Genomic DNA, 23,538 nt, shown 5'->3' with positions numbered 1-23,538 from the left:
CGGTTTTGGGCGCAAACATCCAACCGGATGCGTGCGTGGCGGCAGCGGCAGCGTCGTCCGCGTCCCGCGTCTGATGTCCGGTCAGCTCGCTGCGGTCGCGGTGTCGCTCCAGCGGACCTGGGCGACGGTGGCCGAGGCCGGAACCGGAGCGGACTCGATCGGCATGAGCGGTACGGACTTCGTCCGCAGGACCGGCTGGGCGAGCGGTGCGCCCGAGGCTGCCGGAGCGAGTGGAGTGACCGGGATGAGCGGCGACTTCGACGCGACCGGAGCGTTCGGGACACTCGGAATGTTCGGAGCACTCGGACCGTGCGGCGTCAACCGGGATGCCGGGATGGCGAGTTGACCGCGCGACCGTTGGGGTCGGGTGGTCGTGGCCGCGGCGAATCCCCGTCCGGCGAGGGGGTGTTCACCTGCGGTGAGGATCACCCGCACCGCCTCCGGCAGGCTCGGCGCGCTGACCGTCGGACGGTAGGCCCGCTCCGCCCACGGCCGACCGTGGTGCAGCCACGCGCTGCGCAGCCCCGTCGCCTCCGCCCCCGCGATGTCGGCCGGACCGTAGTCGCCGACCATCCAGGTCTGCGCCTTCCAGTCCCCGGCCGGCCGGAAGCCGCACCGCCGCGCCGCAACCTCGAAGATCAACGGGTCCGGCTTCAGGCAGCGGGCCTCCTCCGAGATCACCCACCCGTCCACCAGAGAGGCGAGCCCGGTCAGCCGGATCTTCTCCAGCTGGGGCAGCGTCCCGCCGTTGCTGACGATCCCCAGCGTCCATCCCGCCTCGCGCGCCTCCCGGAGTGCCGCGACGTGTGAATCCGGGCACTGGATGTGGGAGTTGATGCCACTCCGGTAGTGCGCGAGCAACGAGTCGACCGACCGGTCGATGCCGTAGCGGCGCTTCGCCGCACCCAGTACGGTGCTGCGCGGCACGTAGCCGCTGCCGTCGAGCATGACCAGCCAGTCGAGGTCCCCGGCGGGCAGGCCGTTCTCGGCGAGGAAGCCCTCCGCCCACGCTCTGAACGCGGCGTCCCTGGGCAGCAGGGTGTTGTCGAGGTCGAGCAGGAGCAGCGGCATGTCGAGCATGCTGCCAGCGGCCAGCACGTATGCACGTGGCAATTGCCAAAGGCGGTTCGAATTTCCGCGAATTGGCCGAATCCGGTTGGTACGCGTGCAACCCGGACCATGATCCCAAAAGGAACCCCGCGCGGACCGAATCCCCGGCCGAATCGCCGCACCCGCTCCGGCACCCGGCCGGACGGCCCCGACCGGGACGGCCCCGACCGGGACGGCCGGGCACCGGAGGACGCTGGGTGGGGCGCGGCCGATGGGCAACTACCGTGCGCCGCCCATCGGCAGGAGCGATGACAGTCGGGTCACGTTGTGTCGTCGCACTGTTGCGCGCATCGCGTCCCGTCGGTCAAGCTCCTGGGAACCCGCCGCGAGGGGGCGCACGCCAGAGCGCGTGTTTCCCCCACACGCGGGAACCTCATCGCACGAGGGTGCCGTCGCTGGGCGGGGCCCGTTCCGAGCCGTACTCTGAAAGGCAGAGGTCGCCAACGGTGCCAGTCGTTCCCGGACGCATCGCCACCGCTGCCGTTCCTGCCACCGGGGCCTGGCGGTCCCCCGCCGCGTCCCCCTGCGTAGGCCCGTTTCAGTTGAAGAGTTTTGAGCCATGGCCGGTGAAGAGCCTTCCGCTTCTGCCCACGGCAGCCCGCACGACAGCAGGTCCGCTGTCGAGAATCCCGGCGTCCCGCCGCTCGCCGATCAGCCGCGCCACCCCGACGCCCGGCCTGCCGGCCCCGACCCCGCCCCCGCCTCTGACCCCGACCCTGCAACTGGACCCGGCCTCGGCGTCGGCTCTGGCCACGAGTCACCCCGTCCCGACCCGGACCACGAGGACAGCCCGCACTTCCCTGACGCCGCCCCCGCAGCCCCTGCGGACGCGCTCGCCCCGCCTCCGCCGCCCGTCCGTCTCCCCGTGCCTGCCGCCCGCTCCGGCCGGGCGAGTCGGGCGGGTTGGGCCGGACTGTTCGGCCGCGCCGCCCACCGCCGCAACACCGACCCCGACCCCGGCCCTGCCCCGGGACCAGAACGTGCCGTCGAGCCCGCCCCCGACCCGGACCCTGCTCCTGGTCGGTCGCGGCGCGGCGCGGCGCGTGGCACCCCTGAACGTGACACCCCAGGAAACGACACCCCCGGACCCGCGGCGGACGCCGTCGTCGGACCACGACCCGGTACTGCGGAGGACGCGATGACCGACCGATCCCGTCCCGCCGTCGGCCGCCGCGACGGCGAAGGCGAACCCCAGCTCCAGGAACACGGTTCGCGCGCCTGCGACCCGCAGTTCCAGCACGGCGTGGTGGTCGGCTTCGACGGCTCGCTCTCCAGCGAGCGCGCCCTGGCCTACGCCGTCGGCATGGCCCGACGCTCCCGCTGCGGCCTGGTGATCGTCCACGTCGCCAACCGGCTCCCCACCACCGTCTGGGCCGGCTGCGAACCGCCCGTCTTCGTGGACCTCCCGGACCAGCGCACCGAGATCCTCGGCCTCGAACTCGCCTGCGCCGACTTCCTCTCCGGCGTCCCCTGGATCCTGATCGAACGCGGCGGGGACATCTGCCACGAGATCGAGGAAGTCGGCCGCGAGTACGCCGCGGACGCCATCGTGGTCGGCAGCACCCACGGCCTGCTCGGCAAGCTCTTCGGCTCCGTCTCCGGCCGACTCGCCCGCCGCGCCAACCGCCCGGTGATCGTCATCCCCTGACCGCCCCGCACCGACCCGCCCGGGCTCGCACCGCCCCGCACTGACCTGTGGCCGCAGTACAGCCGACCGCGCCCTCCTGCGGGAGCGCGCGGCCAGGCGGTCGGCGGGCAGGCGAGCGAGCCATACACAACCGTTCCTACCCCCGCGCCCGCCTCCGCCCCGTCCCGCCCTCCGGTAGTCCCACCGCCAGGACGAGGGCTGCCACCGCGTGACCTGGTGGTATCGGCCGATCGAGTCGTTCCCCACCACACCGGTGCGCCGCGTCAAGGGACGATCGCCCTCTTGGCCGATCATGCCGAAGTGACCAATCGTCATATCGACGTACTGACTGCTCGATGGCGCCTCGCCGCAGCCGCAGCCGCACCACGCCGCCCCGTGCCCACCGTGCTCGGGATCGCGCTGCTGGCCCCTGCCGTCCTCGGCACCTGGACGTCGGAGGCGGGCACCACCCGCGGTGGCGAGGTGCACAACGAGTTGAGGCTGAGCGTCAGCACCAACGCCGGCACCGACCCCGGTGTGCGGCTCCGGGCGGGGGAGCCCGCCACCCGCACGTACCACCTGAGCAACCACGCCGAGTACCCGCTCGGCAGCGTGGTGCTGAGCGACCCCCAACTCCCCGGCGGGCGGCTCTCGTGCGGCGCCGACCGGAGCATCCCGCCCGGCGACACCCTCGACTGCACCGCCACCTTCACCGTCGCGGCCGGTCCGCAGACCGCGCAGGTCGCGGCAGTCGCCGATGCGCCCGATCACCTGCCGCAGGCGCACGCCGAAGCACCCACCGGCTACCTGGGCATCGCCGCAGGCATCCGGCTCACCCGGGTGGGCACGCCCGGCGGCACGGGCCTGTCCCGCCGGTCCGCACCTCGAACGCCCCCGAGCGACCTCCGCGGATCCATCCTCGAATCCACTCGCGCATCCGCCCCGGGATCCGCGATCGAATCCGCGACCGGAACCGCCTCCGGGCCCACGGCCGGTGCGGCCACCCGACCTGCGACCAGGGCGGTGGCCGGTGTCGGCGGCACCGTTGAACTCCAGTACCGCCTGGAGGCGTTCGGTGACGTCCCGATCACCGCGGCCTCGGTCACCGAGGGACTACCCGGCCTGAGCACGGTGGACTGTGCGGGCCCGGACGGTGGGCACACCCTTTCCCCCGGGCAGGCCGTCGACTGCCGGGCAACGGGGACCGCCCGCCCGGGACGCCAGACCGGTACGGCCCGGGCGGTCGGCCTGGCGGACGACGCGACCGTCGGCCCGGACGGCAACCGCCAAGCACCCCGCCAGGTCTCCGCCGTGGCGGACGGGGCCTACGACGGACTGCGACCGACCCCGTCCCGCCCGGAGCCGACCGAGCCCGCCCCCGTCGGCCAGGGGGTCGGTTCCGGCCCGGGGGCTGGCGGGGGTTCCGGTGAGGGCTCCGGAACCGGGACCGGGCCGGGCACCACCCCCGGCTCGGGTCCCGTCACCGGACCGGGAGCAGGCGCGGGAGCGGGAGCGGGAGCGGGCCAGGGGCAGGGCGGCGGTGCGGCTGCCGGTGCCGGGCCTGCCGCTCCCGGCACGACGGGCACCGGCGGCACCGCAGCTACGGGCACGGCTCCGGCGCTCTCGAACGACGCGGTCCCGCCCGGGCTGTTCCCGGTCTCCGTCCCGCCCGGTACCCGACCGGAGGCTGCCGCGGTCGGGCAGCAGCCCGGCGTCGCAGGGCAGGCGCAGCCCGCGGCGGGAGCCCCGGCCCTGGCAGGGCAGTTGCTCGTACCGTTCCTCCCCGGCCAGGCGCCGGTGCTGCTGCCGGGCGGGACCGCCTTCGCCCGGCCCGCCTCACCCTTCGCCGCGCCGGGACGGTCCGGTGCGGCGAACCCCTTCTCCGGAAACCCGGCGGCGAGCACGACGGACAGCCGGATCGCCTCCGCCCTCGCATCTTCCTCCGTCCTGGCCTCCACCCCCGCCTCCGGCCCGAGCCGGGAGACCGACCGGGCCTCCGGCACCGCGGTGGGCCGGCAGCCGTCGGCGCCCGCCACGGGCCGGTCCCCGGGCATGCAGGCGCAGAGCCAGTTCGCGGAGGAGGACTGGCCCCGGGGAGACGAGGACGACACCTGGGACGGCGCCGAGGTGATGATGCTCCTGCTGGCGATCCTCCTGCCGGTGCTGTGCGTGCTGGCGGCGGCCTTCACCGCACGGAACCGCGGTCGGCGAGGACGGCCGTGACCACGGTGACAGCGACGGCGCGGGCAGCGGTGGCGGCGACACCGCGGCGGAGCACACGGCGTCTCCGCCCCAGCAGCCCTGTTGGCATTCTTGTCGAGTCAAGGGACGGTTCGGAGCACGCTCCTGAGGCCGGCGGCAGGGCAGGCGCAGCCGCCGACACGGTCGGGCCGCGATGCTGACCGTCGCCCTCGCCGCGGTGTCGGGCGCGGCGCTGGCGCTGGTGATCGGCCTGCTGCTGGGGCGGACCAAGCGGGCGCGGGAAGGGGCGACGACACCGCAGGCGATGTCCTTTGCCGGGGCGGCGATCCTCGGCTTCTTCGCGCTCTTCCTGGGGTTCAGCATCGCGGGCACCTGGCAGCAGCTGAACTCGGCGCGTCAGCACACCTATGAGGAGTCGCGGGCCCTCACGGAGGCTTACTGGACCGCCGGCGGCCTGCCCGAGGCCGACCGCCCCGCCGTGCGGGACAGGCTGCGGACCTACACCAGGGTGGTGATCGACGACGAGTGGGCCACCATGCGGCACGGCACCGGGAGTCAGGCCGCCTGGCAGGCGGTCGACCAGGTGCGGGCCGCCGTCGACCGGGCCGCCGTGCACAGCCAGGCCGAGGCGAGTGCCCGGACCGATGTGCTGCGGAGCCTGTCCGACGTCAACGCCAAGCGGAACGCGCGGCTGGGTGATCTCCGTGCGTCCGTGCCCGCGCTGGCGATCGGCGGTCTGCTGGTGGGGGCGGTGTTCGTGCTGGCCACCCCCTCGGTGATCGGGCTGACCTCCAACCCGCGGAACCTGGTGCTGATGTGTTTCGTGGGCGCCTCCGTGGCGTTCGGGGTGAGCATGGTGGCGGTGATGAGCGGGCCGTTCTCCGGCGCGGCGCGCGTCCAGTCGACGGCGTTCCAACTGGCGTTGGAGCGCTACGACCAGATCGACCGCAACGCCGGCGCCTCGGCCCTGCCCCCGTTCCCGTCCTGACCGGTGCGGTTCAGGACGTCATGCCGAGTTCACGGGCGATGAGCATCCGCTGGACCTCCGAAGTTCCCTCGCCGATCTCCAGGATCTTGCAGTCGCGCCACATGCGGGCGACCGGGTACTCGTTCATGAAGCCGTAGCCGCCGTGGATCTGGGTCGCTTCGCGGGCGTTGTCGACCGCGGCCTCGGACGCGTACAGCTTGGCGATGGCTGCCTCCTTCTTGAAGGGCTCGGAGTGCAGCAGCCGGGAGGCGGCGTCCCGCCAGGCCAGGCGGGAGGTGTGTGCGCGCGTCTCCATGTCGGCGAGCTTGAACTGGATGACCTGGTTGGCGCCGATCGGCCGGCCGAAGGCGCGGCGGGCGGCGGCGTACGAGAGGGACTGGTCGACGCACCCCTGGGCCAGGCCGGTGGCCAGGGCCGCGATGGCGATGCGGCCCTCGTCGAGGATGCGCAGGAACTGGGCGTAACCGCGGCCTCGGCGTCCGAGCAGGTTGGCGGCGGGTACGCGACAGTCGGTGAAGGACAGTTCGCGGGTGTCCGAGGCGTTCCACCCGACCTTCGAGTACTTCTTCGACACCTGGAACCCGGGAGTCCCAGTGGGAACGATGATGGAGGAGATTTCCCTGGTGGGCGAGTGATTTGACGATCCATCACTCGAATGTGTGATCGGTTCGGTCAGTGCGGTGACGGTGACGAGCCCGGTGACGTCGGTGCCGGAGTTGGTGATGAAGCACTTGCTGCCGTTGATCACCCACTCGTCGGTGGCCTCGTCGTAGCGCGCGGTGGTCCGGGTCGCCCCGGCGTCCGTGCCGCCCTCGGGCTCGGTCAGGCCGAAGGCGCCGAGCATCTCGCCGGAGGTCAGCTTCGGCAGCCACTCGCGCTTCTGCTTCTCGGTGCCGAAGAGGTGGATCGGCATCGCGCCGAGCGAGACCGCGGCCTCCAGGGTGATCGCCACCGAGGAGTCGACCCGGGCCAGCTCCTCCAGGACCAGGCAGAGCGCGAAGTAGTCGCCGCCCATGCCGCCGTACTCCTCGGGGAACGGCAGTCCGAACAGGCCCATCCGCCCCATTTCCCGGACGATTTCGTACGGGAATTCATTCTGCTCGTAGTATTCGCCGATCTTCGGCGCAATCACATCGTTGGCGAACTCCTCGACGGTGCGGCGGAGTTCCTCGTACTCACTGCTCAGGCGGTGGTCGAGCACGGCTGATCCTCCCGGGATCGCGGCCTGGTGGGCCTGGTGAGGGTGGGGAGTCGGAGGGTGTCGGGGATCAGGACGTCGGCCCGAGTAGGGCGCGGACCGTCCTCGACGGGCTGGGGCGGCCGAGGTGACGGGCCATCCAACCGCTGGTCGCGGCGAGTGCCGCGAGGTCCACGCCGGTCTCGATGCCCAGGCCGTGCAGCATCCAGACGAGGTCCTCGGTGGCGAGGTTGCCGGTCGCGCTCTTGGCGTACGGGCAGCCGCCGAGGCCGCCGGCCGACGCGTCCACCACGGTCACGCCGGAGCGCAGCGCCGCCAGCGTGTTGGCGAGCGCCTGCCCGTAGGTGTCGTGGAAGTGCACGGCCAGCCGTTCGACCGGTACGCCGGAACGGGTGAACGCGTCGAGCAGCGCATTGACGTGGCCGGGGGTGGCGACGCCGATGGTGTCGCCGAGGCTCAGCTCGGCGCAGCCCATCTCCAGCAGCGCCAGGCCGTGGCGGACCACCTGTTCGACCGGCACCGGGCCCTCCCAGGGGTCGCCGAAGCACATCGACAGGTAGCCGCGCACCGGGATCCCGGCGTCCGCGGCGCGCCCGACCACCGGACGGAACATCGCCATCGCCTCGTCCGCCGAGCGGTTGAGGTTGCGCCGGGCGAAGGTCTCGGTGGCGCTGGCGAACACCGCGACCTCGGCGGCGTGGTGCGCCAGCGCCCGGTCCAGCCCGCGCTCGTTGGGCACCAGCACGGGCAGCCGCAGGCCCGGGTACCGCGCGGGCAGGTCGGCCAGCCAGGGCATCAGCTCCTCGGCGTCCGCCAGCTGCGGCACCCATTTGGGGTGGACGAAGCTGGTCGCCTCGACGGTGCGCAGCCCGGCGGCGGCGAGCCGGGCGATGAACTCGGCCTTCACCTCGACGGGGACGCGGGCCGCCTCGTTCTGCAGCCCGTCGCGCGCGCCGACCTCGTGGATGCGGACCCGGGCGGGCAGCCCGGGATCGCGCACCGGCTGCGGGAGGCCGAGCTCCAGCACGGTCGGTCCGGCTGCGGCGGAGGGCGTGGTCGTGGATGTGGGTGTGGACGCGGGGGCGGTCGGCCCGGACGGCGTGGTGGTCATCGGGTCGCCTCCGGGAGGGGCGCGGCGGGGACGGACGGCTCCTCGGCCGCCGTGACCGTCACCAGGGGCGCGTCCATGGCCACCGTCGCGCCGGCGGCGACCCGCAGGTCCTCGACGGTGCCGTCGTGCGGCGCGGAGATGACGTGCTCCATCTTCATCGCCTCCAGGACCAGTAGGGCCTGCCCCCGGTTCACCCGCTCGCCGGGCTCGACCTTGACCACCGTGACGGTGCCGGGCATCGGCGCGGTGAGGGTGCCGTGGTGGGCGGCGCCGGCCGCGGCGCGCTCGGCGGTTACGTCGAACGGGTGAACGGGCCAGGCGTCGCCGTCGATGCCCAGCCAGTGGACGGCACCCTCCGGGGTGTGCTCCGAGGCGACCGTGAAAGTGGCCTGCAACCCGTCCACCGCAAGGCGCAGCAGGTCTCCGTCGAGACTCGCGCGGGCCCGCCGGGCCGGTGCGTCACCCAGCCGCACCTCCCACTCGGGGGTAGACGTCGCGGAAAAACCGATAGCGCTCTCGATTTCGCCGCTGGTAATCATTCGGCAGCTCACGGTGACCGGTTCGCGGCCGGGCAGCCGGAGCCGGTGCGTGGTCCACGCGGCCTCGCCACCGAGCCGCCAGCCGGAAGGGAGGGAGAAGGGGTCGGTCCAGCCGTCGGAGGCACCGACGCGGCCGAGTTCGAGCTGCCGCAGCAGTGCGGCGGCGAAGTGGAGCAGGTCGATCGACTCGGGACGGGTGTACGGGGAGCTCAGCAGCGAGGCGTCCTGCTGGGCACTGCGTTCCACCAGTCCGGTGTCGAGCCGCCCTGCCGTCACCTCGGGCTGCGCCAGCAGCCGGCGCAGGTAGCCGGTGTTGGTGGTGACGCCCAGGATGCGGGTCTCGGCGAGTGCGGCCCGCAGCCGACGGATCGCGGTCGGGCGGTCGGGCCCGTACGCGATCACCTTGGCGAGCATCGGGTCGTACAGGCTGCCGATCCGGTCACCGGGTGCGATTCCGGAGTCCACCCGGACGCCCTCCCCGGAGGGCTCGTCCAGCAGCAGTACCTCGCCGCCGGTGGGCAGGAAGTCCCGTTCCGGGTCCTCGGCGCAGATCCGGGCCTCGATCGCGTGGCCCAGGAAGGAGATGTCCGACTGGGCGAACGGCAGTGCCTCGCCCGCGGCGACGCGCAGCTGCCACTCGACCAGGTCGAGCCGTTGCGGGCCGTCGGGCCCGGCCACTGCGACGGCCAGTTCGGTGACGGGGTGTTCCACCTGGAGGCGGGTGTTCATCTCCATGAAGAAGAAGTCGAGGACGTCGTCCGCGCCCGGTCCCGCGGGATCGCCGCCGGGGACGATGAACTCGACCGTGCCGGCGCCGGTGTAGCCGCAGGCTTCGGCGGCGCGCACCGCGGCCGCGCCCATCGCGGCGCGGGTCCGAGGGTTCAACAGGACGGAAGGGGCCTCTTCGATGAGCTTCTGATGGCGGCGCTGCAGACTGCACTCGCGCTCGCCGAGGTGGACGGTCCGGCCGTGGGTGTCGGCCAGGACCTGGACCTCGATGTGCCGGGGCTGGTCGACCCAGCGCTCCAACAACAGGGTGTCGTCACCGAACGCGGTACGGGCCACCCGACGGGCCGCGGCGAGCTCGGCGGGCAGCTCGGCCGGGTCGCGGACCAGCCGCATGCCCTTGCCGCCGCCGCCGGCCGAGGGCTTGAGCAGCACCGGGTAGCCGATCCGGGTCGCCGCCTCGATCAGCTGCTCGTCGCTGGGCGAGCCGTCCTCGCTGCCGGGGACGACGGGCACTCCGGCGGTCCGGACGGCCTCCTTGGCGTTGATCTTGTCGCCCATCAGTTCCACCGCGGCCAGCGGCGGACCGATGAAGACCAGCCCGGCCCGGGTGCAGGCTTCGGCGAAAGCGGAGTTCTCGGCGAGGAACCCGTAGCCGGGGTGGACGGCCTGCGCGCCGGTCCGGCGGGCGGCGTCCAGGATCAGGTCGGCGCGCAGGTACGTCTCGGCGGCCGAGCTGTCGCTGCGGTCGGCGGGCCCGAGCCGGACCGCGAGGTCGGCGGCCCGGACGTGCGGGGCGTCGGCGTCCGCGTCGCTGTGCACGGCGACCGACCGCACGCCCAGCCTCCGCAGGGTGCGGATCACCCGCAGCGCGATCTCGCCGCGGTTGGCGACGAGCACGGTGTCGAACATGAGAGGTGTTCCTCCGTCAGGAAGGGAACGGTGGGCGAGTTGGCGAGGTGTCACTAGTGCTGGCCCCGGCGGCCGTTGCGGGCCGTCGGGCCGGTTCTGTCCCGGGCCGTTTCTGTCCCGGGCCGGTTCTGTCCGGTCCGGCCGGTGGCGGCGGTCCGGCTGGCCCGGGCGGCGCGGCGCGGTGCGGCCGGTCGGGCGTCACATGCGGAAGACCCCGAACGGGCGCGGTTCGGCGAGCGGGGCGTTGGCGCAGGCGGTGAGCGCCAGGCCGAGCACGGTACGGGTCTGCAGCGGGTCGATCACACCGTCGTCCCACAGCCGGGCGGTGGCGTAGTACGCGTTGCCCTGGCGCTCGTACTGCTCGCGGACGGGACGCTTGAACTCGTCCTCGTCCTCGGTGGACCAGTCCTCGCCGCGGGCCTCCACCTGGTCGCGGCGGACGGTGGCCAGCACCGACGCCGCCTGCTCGCCGCCCATCACGGAGATCTTCGCGTTCGGCCACATCCACAGGAAGCGGGGTGAGTAGGCCCGGCCGCACATCGAGTAGTTGCCCGCCCCGTACGAGCCGCCGATCACCACCGTCAGCTTGGGCACCCGGGTGCAGGCCACCGCGGTGACCATCTTGGCGCCGTGCTTGGCGATGCCGCCGGCCTCGTACTGGCGGCCCACCATGAATCCGGTGATGTTCTGCAGGAAGAGGAGGGGGATGCCGCGCTGGTCGCACAGCTCGATGAAGTGCGCGCCCTTGAGCGCGGACTCGGCGAACAGGACGCCGTTGTTGGCGACGATGCCGACCGGGTGGCCGTGGATCCGGGCGAACCCGGTCACCAGGGTGGTGCCGTACTCGGCCTTGAACTCGGCGAACCGGCTGCCGTCCACCAGCCGGGCGATCACCTCGCGCACGTCGTAGGGGGTGCGCGGGTCCACCGGCACCACGCCGTACAACCCGGCCGGGTCGACCGCGGGCGGCTCGACCGGGGCGAGCGGCCACGGCTTGGCGGCGCGCGGGCCGAGCCCGGCCACGATGGTGCGGACGATGGAGAGCGCGTGCGCGTCGTCCTCCGCCAGGTGGTCGGTCACGCCCGAGGTGCGGGAGTGGAGGTCGCCGCCGCCCAGTTCCTCGGCGGTCACCACCTCGCCGGTGGCGGCCTTCACCAGCGGGGGCCCGCCCAGGAAGATGGTGCCCTGGTTGCGGACGATCACCGCCTCGTCGCTCATCGCGGGCACGTACGCGCCGCCCGCGGTGCAGGAGCCCAGCACCGCCGCGATCTGCGGGATCCCGGCGGCGGACAGCCGCGCCTGGTTGTAGAAGATCCGCCCGAAGTGGTCGCGGTCCGGGAACACCTCGTCCTGCATCGGCAGGAACGCCCCGCCGGAGTCCACCAGGTAGACGCAGGGCAGCCGGTTCTCCAGCGCCACCTCCTGCGCGCGCAGGTGCTTCTTGACCGTCATCGGGTAGTACGTGCCGCCCTTGACCGTGGCGTCGTTCGCCACCACCAGGACCTCGCGTCCGGCGACCCGGCCGATCCCGGCGATCACCCCCGCTGCCGGGGCGGCCCCGTCGTACAGCCCGTCGGCGGCGAGCGGGGCCAGTTCGAGGAACGGCGAGCCGGGGTCGAGCAGGGTGTCCACCCGCTCCCGGGGCAGGAGTTTGCCGCGGGCGACGTGCTTGGCGCGCGCCTTCTCGCCGCCGCCGAGCGCCGCCGCCGCGAGCTTGCCGCGCAGCTCGGCGACCAGCTCCCGGTGCGCCTGCGCGTTGGCCAGCCCGGCCGGGGCGGACGGGTCGACCGCGCCCTCCAGCCGGGGGGCCGGGGCGTCGGCGGCGGCGAACGGTGGGGCGGCCGGCGCCGTGCCCCGCGCGGGGGCGGCGGACCACGGAAGGCTCTGTGCCGAAGAGAGGACCATCCCAAGAGCTCCCTTGCCCCTCGGATCGGATCCGGGCAGGCCGAAGGGCGAGCCGGCCAGCCCGTGTTAATGAGCGTTAACTCTGCGGCCAGGTTAACCATGGATAACCCGACTGTCTACGATGGGCAGCATGCCCAACCGCCCCGCCGCCCCCGCGCTCCCACGCCGTGACCAGATCCGGAAAGAGGCCGCCAGGCTGTTCGCCGCCCGCGGTTTCCTCGGAGTCGGCGTCGACGAGATCGGCAAGGCGGTCGGCATCAGCGGCCCCGGGCTGTACCGGCACTTCGCGGGCAAGGACGCCATGCTCGCCGACCTCCTGGTCGGCATCAGCGAGCGCCTGCTGGACGAGGGGCGGCGGCGCGAGGGCGAGGCCGCCGGGCCGCGGGCCGCGCTGGACTCCCTGATCGACGGGCACATCGACTTCGCCCTGGACGACCGGGACTTGATCACCCTCCACGACCGCGAACTGCTCCACCTCAAGGAGGACGACCGCCGCCGGGTGCGCCGGCTCCAGCGCGGCTACGTGGAACTCTGGGTCACGGTGGTGCGCGAGGCGTTCCCGCCCCTGGCCGCGCCCGAGGCGGAGCCGCTCGCCCGCGCCGCCGTGCACGCGGTGTTCGGCCTGCTCAACTCCACCCCGCACAGCGCCGCGCCGCAGCCGCCCCAGAGCACCCAGGGGGCCCAGGCCGAGCCGGGCCCCGAGCGGTCCGGGCTGGCCCGCGACAGCATGGCGGCCCTGCTGCGCGCGCTCGCCCAGGGGGCGTTCGTGGCGGCCGCCGCCGAGGTCGGACAGGACCGGCCGACCGCCTGACCTGCCGGTACCGGTACCCCGCGGTCGATGGGGGGTGGAGCTGCCTCCACCCCTCGCCTAGGACGATCGGCTGACCCAGGTCTAGCCGATCGCCTGAGGCGCACCACCGCGCACCGCGGGCAACCTGTAGACGGGAAGGAAGCTCGGCCCCAGGTCGTTCAGCCTCCCATGCGCCCCTCGAACCCGATGGACGCTCGACCGGCCGAATGGTTAGCATCACTAAATATGCCCGAGACTCATGGTTTCCCAGAGCGAACTTGGCTCCGCCGGCTCGGTGGCTACTGCTGGCGCTACCGTCGCAACCTGCTGCTGTCCTTCGGGGCTTCCCTGGTGGGCATGGCGATCACGGCGATCGTCCCGCTCATCACCAAGCTGATCATCGATGACGTGATCACCACGCACAGCCGTCCGCTCACCCCGTGGGCGGTGCTGCTGCTGGTCGCGGCGGCGGTGGTGTTCCTCTGCACCCAGATCCGGCGCTACTACGGCGGGCAGCTCGCGCTGGACGTCCAGCACGACCTGCGCGCCGACCTGTTCCGCTCGCTGACCGGGCTCGACGGCCACCGGCAGGACCGGCTGGACACCGGCCAGGTGGTCGGCCGGGCCACCTCGGACCTGCAACTGGTCAACGGCCTGCTGTCGATGATGCCGATGATGACGGGCTACGCCCTGATGTTCGGCATGTCGCTGGTGGTCATGCTCTGGCTGTCCCCGCCGCTCACCCTGATCGCCCTGGTGATGGGCCCGGTCCTGTGGTGGATGGCCACGTTCAGCCGCAAGCGCCTGTTCCCCGCCACCTGGGCCGCCCAGCAGCAGGCCGCCGAGGTCGCGGGCGTGGTGGACGCCGCGATCGGCGGCGTCCGGGTGGTCAAGGGCTTCGGGCAGGAGGCCCAGGAGCGCGGCAAGCTGGAGCGCGCCTCGCGCGAGCTGTTCGCGGCCCGGCTCCGGTCGATCAGGCTGAACGCCCGCTACACCCCGGCCATGCAGGCCGTCCCCGCGCTCGGGCAGGTCGCGGTGCTCGCCGTCGGCGGCTGGCTGGCGGTCCGGGGCAGCGTCACGCTCGGCACCTTCGTCGCCTTCTCCACCTACCTGGCGCAGATGACCGGCCCGGTCCGGATGCTCGCCATGGTGATCACCGTCGGCCAGCAGGCCCGCGCCGGAGTGGAGCGCGTCCTGCAGCTGATCGACCAGCGCCCGCTGGTCGCCGACGCCGTCGGCGCCCACCCGCTCGACCCGGCCGCCGCGCCGCCCGGCACCCCCGCGCTGGAGCTCGACCGGGTCGACTTCCACTACCGCGCCGAGGAGCACCCCGAGCCGGGCAGCGTCCCCGACGGTGCCCCGGTGCTGGAGGGACTCAGCCTGCGGCTCGCCCAGGGGGAGACGCTGGCCCTGGTCGGCGCGTCCGGATCCGGCAAGTCCACCGTCGCCCAGCTGGTGCCCCGCTTCTACGACCCCACGTCCGGCACGGTCCGGCTGTTCGGGCAGGACGTCCGGGAGCTCACCCTCGACTCGGTGCGCGCCACCATCGGCATCGTGCCCGAGGAGAGCTTCCTGTTCTCCGAGAGCGTCCGGACGAACATCTCCTACGGGCACCCCGAGGCCACCGAGGAGCAGATCGAGGCCGCCGCCCGGATCGCCCAGGCCGACGCCTTCATCCGGGAGCTCCCCGACGGCTACGACACCAAGGTCGGCGAGCAGGGCCTCACCCTCTCCGGCGGCCAGCGCCAGCGCATCGCACTCGCCCGCGCCGTCCTCACCGACCCGCGCCTCCTGCTGCTCGACGACGCCACCTCCGCGGTCGACCCGCAGATCGAAGCGGAGATCCACGACGCGCTGCACAGCGTGATGGCCGGCCGCACCACCCTGCTGATCGCCCACCGCCGCTCCACCCTCCAGCTCGCCGACCGGATCGCGGTCCTGGACGCCGGCCGGCTGATCGACCTCGGCACGCACGAGGAGCTCACCGCCCGATGTCCGCGCTACCGGTCGCTGATCACCGACCCGGACGCGCTGGCCGCCCCTGCCCCCACCCGCGGAGCCGAGCCCGAGCGGGCCACCGGGGCCGAAACCGCCGCGCCCGCAGCACGCACCGCCCCTGCCGCACCCGCAGCCGCGGCCGAGAAATCCGGCGCGGACGCCGAACTGCTCGCCAAGGTCGCCGCCCTGCCGCCCGCGACCGACGCCCCCGACATCCCGGTCGAACGGGCCGAGGCCGCCGACCCCCGGTTCGGCCTCGCCCGGCTGCTCGCCCCCTTCCGCCGCCCCCTGCTGCTCGCCCTGTTCCTGGTCGCGCTGGACACCGCCGCCGGGCTCACCCTGCCGGTCCTGATCCGGCACGGCATCGACGACGGCGTCAGCAAGGCCGCGTTCGGCGGCGTCGCGGTCGCCTCCCTGCTGGCCCTCGCCGTCGTCCTGCTCGACTGGATGGTGCAGGCCACCGAGAGCCGGATCTCCGGCCGCACCGGCGAACGCGTCCTCTACACCCTGCGGCTGAAGATCTTCGCGCACCTCAACCGGCTCGGCCTCGACTACTACGAGCGGGAACTGACCGGCCGGATCATGACGCGGATGACCACCGACGTCGACTCCATCTCCTCCTTCCTGCAGACCGGCGTGGTCACCGCCGTGGTCAGCGTCCTCACCTTCTTCGGCATCTTCGCCGCCCTGATCGTGATCGACCCCGGCCTCGCCCTGGTCGTCTTCGCGGTGCTCCCGCCGCTGGTCATCGCCACGCTGGTGTTCCGCAAGAAGTCCGCCCAGCAGTACCAGGTCTCCCGGGACTTGATCAGCACCGTCAACGCGGACCTGCAGGAGAACGTCGCCGGCATGCGGATCGTCCAGGCGTTCCGCCGCCAGGACGCCAACACCGAGCGGTTCGTCGAGCGGGGCCTCGCCTACCGCCAGGCCCGGGCCAAGGCCCAGTTCTACATCTCGCTGTACTTCCCGTTCGTGCAGTTCCTCTCCAGCGTCGCCTCCGCACTGGTGCTGATCGCCGGAGCCTCCCGGGTCGACGACGGCACCCTCACCATCGGCGCCTTGGTCGCCTACCTGCTCTACATCGACCTGTTCTTCGCGCCCGTCAACCAGCTCTCGCAGATCTTCGACGGCTACCAGCAGGCCGCCGTCGGCCTCGGCCGGATCCGCGACCTGATGCGCACCCCCACCAGCACCCCCCAGGCCGAGCACCCCGTCCCGGTCGGCGCGCTGCGCGGCGACATCGACTTCCGGAACGTCAGCTTCGCCTACAACGGCGGCGGCGAGGGCAACCCCGAGGTGCTCTCCGGCATCGACCTGCACATCCCGCCCGGCCAGACCGTCGCCCTGGTCGGCGAGACCGGCGCGGGCAAGTCCACCCTGGTCAAACTGGTCGCCCGGTTCTACGACGCCACCGGCGGCACCCTGCGGGTGGACGGCACCGACCTCACCAGCTACGACCTGGACGAGTACCGGCACCGGCTCGGCGTCGTCCCGCAGGAGGCCTACCTCTTCGCCGGGACGGTCCGCGACGCCATCGCCTACGGCCGCCCCGACGCGAGCGACGCCGAGGTCGAAGCGGCGGCCAAGGCGGTCGGCGCGCACGACATGATCACCCGGCTGGCCGGCGGCTACCACCACCAGGTCGCCCCCCGCGGCCGCAACCTCTCCGCGGGCCAGCGCCAGCTCATCGCCCTCGCCCGGGCCGAACTGGTCGACCCCGACATCCTGCTCCTCGACGAGGCCACCGCCGCACTCGACCTCGCCAGCGAAGCAGCCGTCAACCACGCCGCCGACCGGCTCAGCGGCGGACGCACCACCCTGGTCATCGCCCACCGGCTCACCACCGCCGAACGCGCCGACCGGGTCGTCGTCCTCGACCACGGCCGCGTGGTGGAGGACGGCACCCACACCGAACTGCTCGACCGCGACGGCACCTACGCCAAGCTGTGGAACGCCTTCACCGCGGAGGGGCACCCGGCACCGGCACCGGCCCCCGCCCCGGCCCTCGGCTGAGCCACGGCGCCACGCGGTCGCGGAGCCGAACCGCCGAGGCCGACGGCACCCGTGCCCGCCCTTGAAGCGGCGGGCGCGGAACGGCCGTCGACCTCGCAGGTGGTCGGGGACAGTCGGAGGCGGTCGGAGACAAGGCCATCCGGCCCCGGAGCCGTCCCGGGCGGGTCGCGACCGGGCCGCTCGGCGGTCGCGACCCGGCGGTCGCGACCCGGCCACCGCCCGGGACGGACCGCCCCGCCGGGTCCGCCAGGTCCGCCGGGTCCCTGCCCGGGCTACGCCTCCAGCAGCGCCCGGAACAGCGCCTCGACGTCCACCCCGGAGGGCAGTTCGCTGACCTGGCCGTCCCCGACCTCCACCACCCGCCACCGACCGGCCCCGTCCGCAGGCCCGGCGTCGGCGCGGCGGGCCAGGTCGGTGGTGACGAACCGGCACCCCAGTCGGCGGACCAGCGGGCGGACGGCGGACAGGTCGGGCTCCACCCGGTTCGCCGGACTGTCGGGGTGCGGTCCGACCAGCACCGGTTCGCCGTCCAGCCACCAGACCCGGGCCTCCTCCGCCCGCCCGTCCGCGGTCCGGACGAACCGCTCGAAGCGGCGCACCACCAACCCGCCCGCCAGGAAATCGCCCTGCAATTCGGCGAAGCGCGACGCCACCCGCTCCAGCGCGTCGAGGTCGGCCAGCTCGGGCACGTAGCAGGCTTCGGCCCACTCGTGCTTGCGGGACTTCACGTAGTCCTTGACCACCGCGGGCCCCCGTCCGCCCAGGGCGGCGGCGGCCACGGCCAGCGCGCTCCGGTCCCAGGCCGGGCCGGGCAGCCAGCTGCTGGCCGGGGTCAGCGACTCGAACGTCCCGTACCAGCCGGGCAGTTCATGGGCGGTCGCGTACGCGTCCGGGCCGGTCAGCAGCGGTCGGCCGAGGGCGGCCAGGGCCTCGGCGAGTTCGGCGTACCGGGCGGTAGGGATCATCCAGCCCCGGTACCAGAGCGGTCCCGGACCGGCCGGGACGCGGCGGACGGCGGCCGCGACGTCCCCGGCGAGCAGCGCGTCGTGGTCGAGCAGGAGAGGGCTGCCGCCCACCGCCCGGACCGCCCCGGCCTCCCAGGCGAAATGCGGGTCCACCCGGCGGGGGAGGAGCGGGTCTGACGGAAGGATGACGGCGGGCTCTACCATGCGGCTCAGATTAGGTCCACCGATCGGTGGAGAGTCCGGAAATCCCTTGGCCCCTCCCGCATTTCCGCCCGGAAACCCGATCGACACCCCGTTCCGCCCTCTGCCAGGGTGCTCGCATGCGATGGATCACAGGGCGCCGGAAACCCGACGGTCAGCGGGTGCCCCGGCAGGCGGCGCGGACGGTGGTGCTCTCGCCGGACGGCGAGGTGCTGCTGTTCCGGTCCGACAACTCCGAGGTCGGACTGCACTGGAACGCCCCGGGTGGCGGCCTGGAGCCGGGCGAGTCCCCGATCGAAGGCGCCCTCCGGGAGCTGCACGAGGAAACCGGCTGGACCGACCTCCGGCCCGGCGCACTCATCTGCACCTGGGAGCACGACTTCACCTGGCACGGCACCCCGGTCCGCCAGCACGAGCACATCTTCCTGACCCACGGCCCGCGGCGCGAGCCGGGAGACGTGGCAGCGGTCCACCGGATCGACGGCATCCTCGGCTGGCACTGGTGGACGCCGGCCGAACTCGCCGCGCCGGACGCCGACCCGCTCTGGCCGCCGAACCTGTCCAGCCTGCTCACCGCGGTCCGCGCCGCGGCACCCGACCCGATCGAACCCGTCCACCTCGGCTACGTGCCGAACCCCGCCCCGGAGGGGGACGACTGACAGCCGCCCGACCCCCGGACGGCCGCGCGGCCCGAGCCGCGACCGAACCGATTCAGCGGATCGGTCGCCGACCCCTCCGGCGCCCACGAGCCGCCGGGAGCTCGGCCTGCCAGTCACGCAACCCGAGCTCCCGGTCGTGCACCGCCTCCGGATTGATCACCACCGACAGCAGGGCGGAACGGAGCTCCTCCGGGCCCAGCCCGGTCGAACGCTGCAACTGCTCGGTGGGCACCGACACCGCGATGGCCGGCCGCCACTCCGGCAGCACCACCTGACAGGTGCCGGACCCGAACCGCAGCAACCGCGCCGCCACCCGGCGGTCCGGCCCCCGCCCGCCCGGCCCGGCCCCCTCGACCGGCCCCGGCGACCCACCGATCAGCACCCCCATCGGCACCCCGACCGGTTCCACCGGCGCACCCGCGGCCCCGACGGCGACGTCCTCCGCCGGATCGGGAAACCCGTCCGGCGCCGTCGGCACCGCCCGCACCTGGCTCAGCCGCCGCGAAGGCGCGGGCCGCCGCTGCGGACGCGCCCGACCCACCGGCCCACCGACGCCCCAGGCCCCCGGCGACCACCCGACCACCCCGGGAACACCCGCACCCAGCACCCGCCCCCCGTCACCCGTCCCCCCGAGCACGTCCCCGCCCCGGTCCGACACGACGCGCTCCCGCTCGGCCCGGTCCGCCGCGCCCGCCGCCCCGCGACCGTCCGGCACCGGGTCGCCCGGCACCGAACCGCCCGTCGCCGCAGGCCGGTTGGCGTCCGCGTACGGCCGGTCCGACGCGTTCTGTTCGCGCGAGGTCATGGCTGCTGCCCCTCCGGATTCTGAGCTCGCCCGATCCTGCACCACCGGCGCGCATCGGGCCAAGGGACGTACGCACACACTCGATGGTTCCGCACCGGGGGGCCAAACCCGTTGCGGGCCCGGGACGCAGCGTTATGGTGGGAGGCATGTCTCTCACGTCATGCCTGCGCTGGTGGCCGTCCTAGGACGGCCGTCCCCCACGCATGACTCCAGGGCCGTCCGCAAGGGCGGCCCCGGCGCGAGCACCTCGGACGGACCAGGGCCCACCCCGGCGGGCGGCCACCGACCGCAACCGAGGAGCACCTCCCGCCATGACCGTTGCCACCACCGGCAGCACCGCCCCCTACCCCGCCACCGCCGCCACCGCGAACCCGCTGGTCGCGCCCACCGCCGCGGGGCACCACCGCATCCTGACCGGCGACCGCCCCACCGGGCCGCTGCACCTCGGCCACTACTTCGGGACGCTCCGCAACCGGGTCGAACTCCAGGCACAGGGGCTCGAGTTGATGATCGTCATTCCCGACTACCAGGTGATCACCGACCGGGACCGCGCCGACCGCCCCGCCGAACACGCGGAGAACCTGGTCCTCGACTACCTGGCCGCCGGCGTCGACCCGGAGCGCGCCACGATCTTCACCCACAGCTCCGTTCCCGCGCTCAACCAGCTGATGCTGCCCTTCCTCAGCCTGGTCAGCGTCGCCGAACTCTCCCGCAACCCCACCGTCAAGGACGAGATCGCCCACTCCCGGCAGTCCGCCGTCAGCGGGCTGATGTTCACCTACCCCGTCCACCAGGCCGCCGACATCCTGTTCTGCAAGGCCGACCTCGTCCCCGTCGGCCAGGACCAACTGCCGCACCTGGAAGTCACCCGCACCATCGCCCGCCGCTTCAACGACCGCTACGCGCCCCTCTTCCCCCAACCGCAGGCCCTGCTCTCCCGCGCGCCCCTGCTGCTCGGCACCGACGCCGGCAAGATGAGCAAGAGCCGGGGCAACGCCATCGCCCTCGGCGCCGACGAGGACGAGACCGCCCGGCTGCTCCGCGGCGCCGTCACCGACCCCGACCGCCACATCGCCTACGACCCGGAGAACCGCCCCGGCGTCTCCAACCTCCTGCTGCTCACCGCCCTCTGCCAGGACCGGGACCCGCACGCCGTCGCCGAGGAGATCGGCAGCGGCGGAGCCGCCCTGCTCAAGCGCACCGCCACCGAGGCGGTCAACGAGTACTTCCGCCCCCTGCGGGCCCGCCGCGCCGAACTCGCCGCCGACCGCACCGTCCTGCGCGAGGTCCTGCACGCCGGAAACGCCCGCGCCAACGCGGTCGCCGACCGCACCCTCGACGAGGTGCGCACCGCGATGGGCACCTGCTGACCCCCGACCGCCCGAACCCCCGTCCCGGCAGGGCGGCAGCGGCAGCGGCACCGCCGGGATGGGCCGACACCGGACGGGGGATACCGTCAGCGGGCGGAACAACGGCCGGCCGCCTCCCGACCCCCTCGCCGCCCCGCCCCGCCACGTCCCCGTTCGCGCTCCCCGAAGGAGTACCGGATGTCCCTGCGCCCGCTCCGCCCCGGCGACCGGGTCGCCCTCGCCGCCCCCAGCGGCGCGATCGACCCCGCCCGACTCGACCTCGGCACCGACATCGTCCGCTCCTGGGGCCTGGACCCGGTCGTCCTCCCGCACCTGCACGACACCCACCCCACGCTGCCGCACCTGGCCGGAACCGACGCCCACCGCGCCGCCGACCTGCAGTCCGCCTGGCTCGACCCCGACATCGCCGCCGTCCTCTGCGTCCGCGGCGGCTTCGGGGCGCACCGGATGGTCGACCTCCTCGACTGGGACGCGATGCGGGCGGTACCGCCGAAACCCCTGGTCGGCTTCAGCGACATCACCGTCCTGCACGAAGCCGTCGCCCAGCGCCTCGGCATCCCCACCCTCTACGGCCCGATGCCCGGCACCACCGTGTTCAGCACCGACCCCGCCACCGCCGAACACCTGCGCCGCACCCTCTTCGAACCCGCCACCACCACCGTCCTCACCGGCCCCGACGCCACCGCCCTCGTCCCCGGACGCGCGCACGGCGTCCTGACGGGCGGCTGCGCCTCCCTGCTCTCCGCCGACCGCGGCACCCCCGGCGCCCGCCCGTCCTTCGCCGGCGGCCTGCTCATCCTGGAGGACATCAACGAGCAGCCCTACCAGCTCGACCGCATCCTCACCCAACTCCGCCGCAGCGGAGCCCTGGAGGGTCTGGCCGGCGTGGTCCTCGGCTCCTGGGAGGGCTGCGGCCCGCTCGACGGCGTGCGCGCCGTGATGCTCGACCACTTCGGCGACCTCGGCATCCCCGTCCTGTGGGAACTCGGCTTCGGCCACTGCCCGTCCTCGATCACCGTCCCGCTCGGCGTCCCCGCCACCCTGGACGCCGACGCCGCCACCCTCACCCTCGACGCACCCGTCCTCGGCACCCCTACCGGCGCGTAGGGTGCGATCCATGCACGTCGAAGGCACCCCCAGCACCGCCCCCGACCCCGCCGCCACCGGGGAGCCCGCCACCGCGGAGCAGGCAGTGGCCCGCGCCCTCGGCCTGCTGCGCGGCCCCGGCAGCGGCACCGGACGGACCCTCCTCGGCCTGGCCGGACCGCCCGCCGCCGGCAAGTCCGCCCTCGCCCGCCTCCTGATCGACGAGGTCAACCACCGCGAGGGCCCCGACACCGCCGCCTACCTCCCCCTGGACGGCTTCCACCTCTCCAACGCCCAGCTCGACCGCCTCGACCTGCGCCCCCGCAAGGGCGCCCCCGAGACCTTCGACGCCCGCGGCTACCTCGCCCTCCTCCAGCGCGTCGCCACCGACCGCTTCCACGAGGTCTACGCCCCCGACTTCGACCGCACCCTCGACGAACCGGTCGCCGCCCGCCACCTCATCCACCCCCACACCCGACTCGTCGTCACCGAGGGCAACTACCTCGCGGCCCCCACCACCCCGTGGACGGACGCCCGAGCCCTGCTGCGCGAACTCTGGTACGTCGACGCGGACGAGAAGACCCGCGACGCCCGTCTGCTCGCCCGCCACACCGCCGGCGGCCAGGACCGGACGGCCGCCCGCCGCCGTGTCGACGGCAACGACGGACCCAACGCCGCGTACGTGGCGACCACCCGGGCGGCCTGCGACTGGGTGGTCCGTCCGGGCGAGTTTGCATCTGTCCATCAGTCGGCGTAGTGTCGACTAGTCGCTCGGCAGGGAGCACCGGACACGTGTCTGCGTGGACGGTCCCGGGGCGGCCAATCCCTTGAGAAACCGGTTCGGCTGATCCGTGACGGGTCGCGTCTCTTTCGCGTCCCCGTTCGTATTCGTCGTGCGCTTTTCCGGAGATTGGGGCCGATTCGCTTTTCGGAGCGGGGATCGGCTAGAGTTTGAAACGTCGGAAGGGCCATCAGGTCGCGGAAGACGAAAGCGAGTCGGGAAAGAGCACGAGCTCGGATCTGATAAGCTGGAAACACGAAAGAACGAAGCGCCCGGAGGGTCCGCAGGAATGCGGCTCGAAGGAAGCGTCCGTTCCTTGAGAACTCAACAGCGTGCCAAAAGTCAACGCCAGATATGTTGACATCCCCGGCCTCGACTCTGTTCGGGGTTGGAGATTCCTTTTGAAGTAAAACACTAGCGAGGACGCAGTGCGCGGGGCCGCCCTATTCCGGTGGTTGCCGTGCCGCTCTTTCGTGGAAGCATTCACGGAGAGTTTGATCCTGGCTCAGGACGAACGCTGGCGGCGTGCTTAACACATGCAAGTCGAACGGT

General features: G+C 73.4%; 16 protein-coding genes and 1 rRNA gene. 10 read left to right on the top strand and 7 right to left on the bottom strand.

Annotated elements, in window-relative coordinates; translation table 11 throughout:
• Positions 1 to 81: 81 nt before the first annotated feature.
• The gene (locus tag ACIP60_RS04570; protein WP_400679994.1) at positions 82 to 1,071 is read right to left on the bottom strand and encodes an HAD family hydrolase; all 990 of its coding nucleotides are present in this window, start codon (positions 1,069 to 1,071) and stop codon (positions 82 to 84) included.
• A 1,177-nt stretch (positions 1,072 to 2,248) separates the two neighbouring features.
• Here ACIP60_RS04570 and ACIP60_RS04565 point away from each other — a divergent pair.
• The 3 genes from ACIP60_RS04565 (at position 2,249) to ACIP60_RS04555 (ending at position 5,927) form a co-directional block, all read left to right on the top strand.
• Positions 2,249 to 2,758: a universal stress protein gene (locus ACIP60_RS04565; protein ID WP_400679991.1), complete on the top strand. Its 510-nt coding sequence runs from the start codon at positions 2,249 to 2,251 to the stop codon at positions 2,756 to 2,758.
• A gap of 375 nt (positions 2,759 to 3,133) precedes the next feature.
• Positions 3,134 to 4,960, top strand: coding sequence for a hypothetical protein (locus tag ACIP60_RS04560; protein WP_400679989.1), 1,827 nt, complete (start codon positions 3,134 to 3,136; stop codon positions 4,958 to 4,960).
• A gap of 172 nt (positions 4,961 to 5,132) precedes the next feature.
• Positions 5,133 to 5,927, top strand: coding sequence for a hypothetical protein (locus ACIP60_RS04555; protein ID WP_400679987.1), 795 nt, complete (start codon positions 5,133 to 5,135; stop codon positions 5,925 to 5,927).
• 10 nt (positions 5,928 to 5,937) lie between these two features.
• Here the strand turns inward: ACIP60_RS04555 and ACIP60_RS04550 are convergent, their stop codons facing one another.
• The 4 genes from ACIP60_RS04550 to ACIP60_RS04535 form a co-directional block, all read right to left on the bottom strand.
• Positions 5,938 to 7,128, bottom strand: coding sequence for an acyl-CoA dehydrogenase family protein (locus tag ACIP60_RS04550; RefSeq protein ID WP_400679986.1), 1,191 nt, complete (start codon positions 7,126 to 7,128; stop codon positions 5,938 to 5,940).
• A gap of 67 nt (positions 7,129 to 7,195) precedes the next feature.
• Positions 7,196 to 8,236, bottom strand: coding sequence for a hydroxymethylglutaryl-CoA lyase (locus ACIP60_RS04545; protein WP_400679983.1), 1,041 nt, complete (start codon positions 8,234 to 8,236; stop codon positions 7,196 to 7,198).
• Positions 8,233 to 10,413, bottom strand: coding sequence for a biotin carboxylase N-terminal domain-containing protein (locus ACIP60_RS04540; protein ID WP_400679980.1), 2,181 nt, complete (start codon positions 10,411 to 10,413; stop codon positions 8,233 to 8,235). Before ACIP60_RS04540 ends, ACIP60_RS04545 begins: the two co-directional genes overlap by 4 nt.
• A gap of 198 nt (positions 10,414 to 10,611) precedes the next feature.
• Positions 10,612 to 12,318: a carboxyl transferase domain-containing protein gene (locus tag ACIP60_RS04535; protein WP_400679979.1), complete on the bottom strand. Its 1,707-nt coding sequence runs from the start codon at positions 12,316 to 12,318 to the stop codon at positions 10,612 to 10,614.
• 130 nt (positions 12,319 to 12,448) lie between these two features.
• Here ACIP60_RS04535 and ACIP60_RS04530 point away from each other — a divergent pair, with 130 nt between their 5' ends.
• Together ACIP60_RS04530 and ACIP60_RS04525 are read left to right on the top strand one after the other, a co-directional pair.
• Positions 12,449 to 13,129 (top strand): TetR/AcrR family transcriptional regulator, encoded by a 681-nt coding sequence (locus ACIP60_RS04530; protein WP_400679976.1) that lies wholly within the window; start codon positions 12,449 to 12,451, stop codon positions 13,127 to 13,129.
• A gap of 225 nt (positions 13,130 to 13,354) precedes the next feature.
• A complete protein-coding gene (locus tag ACIP60_RS04525) occupies positions 13,355 to 17,119 on the top strand; it encodes an ABC transporter ATP-binding protein (protein WP_400679974.1) in 3,765 nt (1,254 codons plus the stop codon).
• Between the two features lie 272 nt (positions 17,120 to 17,391).
• Here the strand turns inward: ACIP60_RS04525 and ACIP60_RS04520 are convergent, their stop codons facing one another.
• Positions 17,392 to 18,288, bottom strand: coding sequence for an ATP-grasp domain-containing protein (locus tag ACIP60_RS04520; protein WP_400679972.1), 897 nt, complete (start codon positions 18,286 to 18,288; stop codon positions 17,392 to 17,394).
• Positions 18,289 to 18,404: 116 nt separating this feature from the next.
• Here ACIP60_RS04520 and ACIP60_RS04515 point away from each other — a divergent pair, with 116 nt between their 5' ends.
• The gene (locus ACIP60_RS04515) at positions 18,405 to 18,944 is read left to right on the top strand and encodes an NUDIX hydrolase (RefSeq protein WP_400679969.1); all 540 of its coding nucleotides are present in this window, start codon (positions 18,405 to 18,407) and stop codon (positions 18,942 to 18,944) included.
• 52 nt (positions 18,945 to 18,996) lie between these two features.
• On the opposite strand, the gene ACIP60_RS04510 is transcribed toward ACIP60_RS04515, so the two are convergent.
• A complete protein-coding gene (locus ACIP60_RS04510) occupies positions 18,997 to 19,257 on the bottom strand; it encodes a hypothetical protein (protein ID WP_400679967.1) in 261 nt (86 codons plus the stop codon).
• 803 nt (positions 19,258 to 20,060) lie between these two features.
• Between ACIP60_RS04510 and trpS the strand changes: the two genes are divergently transcribed.
• From trpS to ACIP60_RS04490, 4 genes are all read left to right on the top strand, one after another.
• The gene (trpS, locus tag ACIP60_RS04505) at positions 20,061 to 21,119 is read left to right on the top strand and encodes a tryptophan--tRNA ligase (protein WP_400679964.1); all 1,059 of its coding nucleotides are present in this window, start codon (positions 20,061 to 20,063) and stop codon (positions 21,117 to 21,119) included.
• 177 nt (positions 21,120 to 21,296) lie between these two features.
• Positions 21,297 to 22,226 (top strand): LD-carboxypeptidase, encoded by a 930-nt coding sequence (locus ACIP60_RS04500; protein ID WP_400679961.1) that lies wholly within the window; start codon positions 21,297 to 21,299, stop codon positions 22,224 to 22,226.
• A gap of 10 nt (positions 22,227 to 22,236) precedes the next feature.
• Positions 22,237 to 22,962, top strand: coding sequence for a nucleoside/nucleotide kinase family protein (locus tag ACIP60_RS04495; RefSeq protein ID WP_400679959.1), 726 nt, complete (start codon positions 22,237 to 22,239; stop codon positions 22,960 to 22,962).
• A 506-nt stretch (positions 22,963 to 23,468) separates the two neighbouring features.
• Positions 23,469 to 23,538: ribosomal RNA gene (locus ACIP60_RS04490) — 16S ribosomal RNA — on the top strand; the annotation flags it as partial.

Source organism: Kitasatospora sp. NPDC088783 (assembly GCF_044750705.1).
Classification (GTDB): domain Bacteria; phylum Actinomycetota; class Actinomycetes; order Streptomycetales; family Streptomycetaceae; genus Kitasatospora; species Kitasatospora fiedleri.
The sequence above is the reverse complement of the archived record's forward strand: the minus strand, read 5'-3'. Positions and strand labels throughout refer to the sequence as shown.

Bases quoted from the DNA above. Each gene is read 5' to 3' on its own strand.
- ACIP60_RS04570 (WP_400679994.1), bottom strand. From the start codon at position 1,071: ATGCCGCTGCTCCTGCTCGACCTCGACAACACCCTGCTGCCCAGGGAC.
- ACIP60_RS04565 (WP_400679991.1), top strand. From the start codon at position 2,249: ATGACCGACCGATCCCGTCCCGCCGTCGGCCGCCGCGACGGCGAAGGC.
- ACIP60_RS04555 (WP_400679987.1), top strand. From the start codon at position 5,133: ATGCTGACCGTCGCCCTCGCCGCGGTGTCGGGCGCGGCGCTGGCGCTG.
- ACIP60_RS04545 (WP_400679983.1), bottom strand. From the start codon at position 8,236: ATGACCACCACGCCGTCCGGGCCGACCGCCCCCGCGTCCACACCCACA.
- ACIP60_RS04540 (WP_400679980.1), bottom strand. From the start codon at position 10,413: ATGTTCGACACCGTGCTCGTCGCCAACCGCGGCGAGATCGCGCTGCGG.
- ACIP60_RS04535 (WP_400679979.1), bottom strand. From the start codon at position 12,318: ATGGTCCTCTCTTCGGCACAGAGCCTTCCGTGGTCCGCCGCCCCCGCG.
- ACIP60_RS04530 (WP_400679976.1), top strand. From the start codon at position 12,449: ATGCCCAACCGCCCCGCCGCCCCCGCGCTCCCACGCCGTGACCAGATC.
- ACIP60_RS04525 (WP_400679974.1), top strand. From the start codon at position 13,355: ATGCCCGAGACTCATGGTTTCCCAGAGCGAACTTGGCTCCGCCGGCTC.
- ACIP60_RS04520 (WP_400679972.1), bottom strand. From the start codon at position 18,288: ATGGTAGAGCCCGCCGTCATCCTTCCGTCAGACCCGCTCCTCCCCCGC.
- ACIP60_RS04515 (WP_400679969.1), top strand. From the start codon at position 18,405: ATGCGATGGATCACAGGGCGCCGGAAACCCGACGGTCAGCGGGTGCCC.
- trpS (WP_400679964.1), top strand. From the start codon at position 20,061: ATGACCGTTGCCACCACCGGCAGCACCGCCCCCTACCCCGCCACCGCC.
- ACIP60_RS04500 (WP_400679961.1), top strand. From the start codon at position 21,297: ATGTCCCTGCGCCCGCTCCGCCCCGGCGACCGGGTCGCCCTCGCCGCC.
- ACIP60_RS04495 (WP_400679959.1), top strand. From the start codon at position 22,237: ATGCACGTCGAAGGCACCCCCAGCACCGCCCCCGACCCCGCCGCCACC.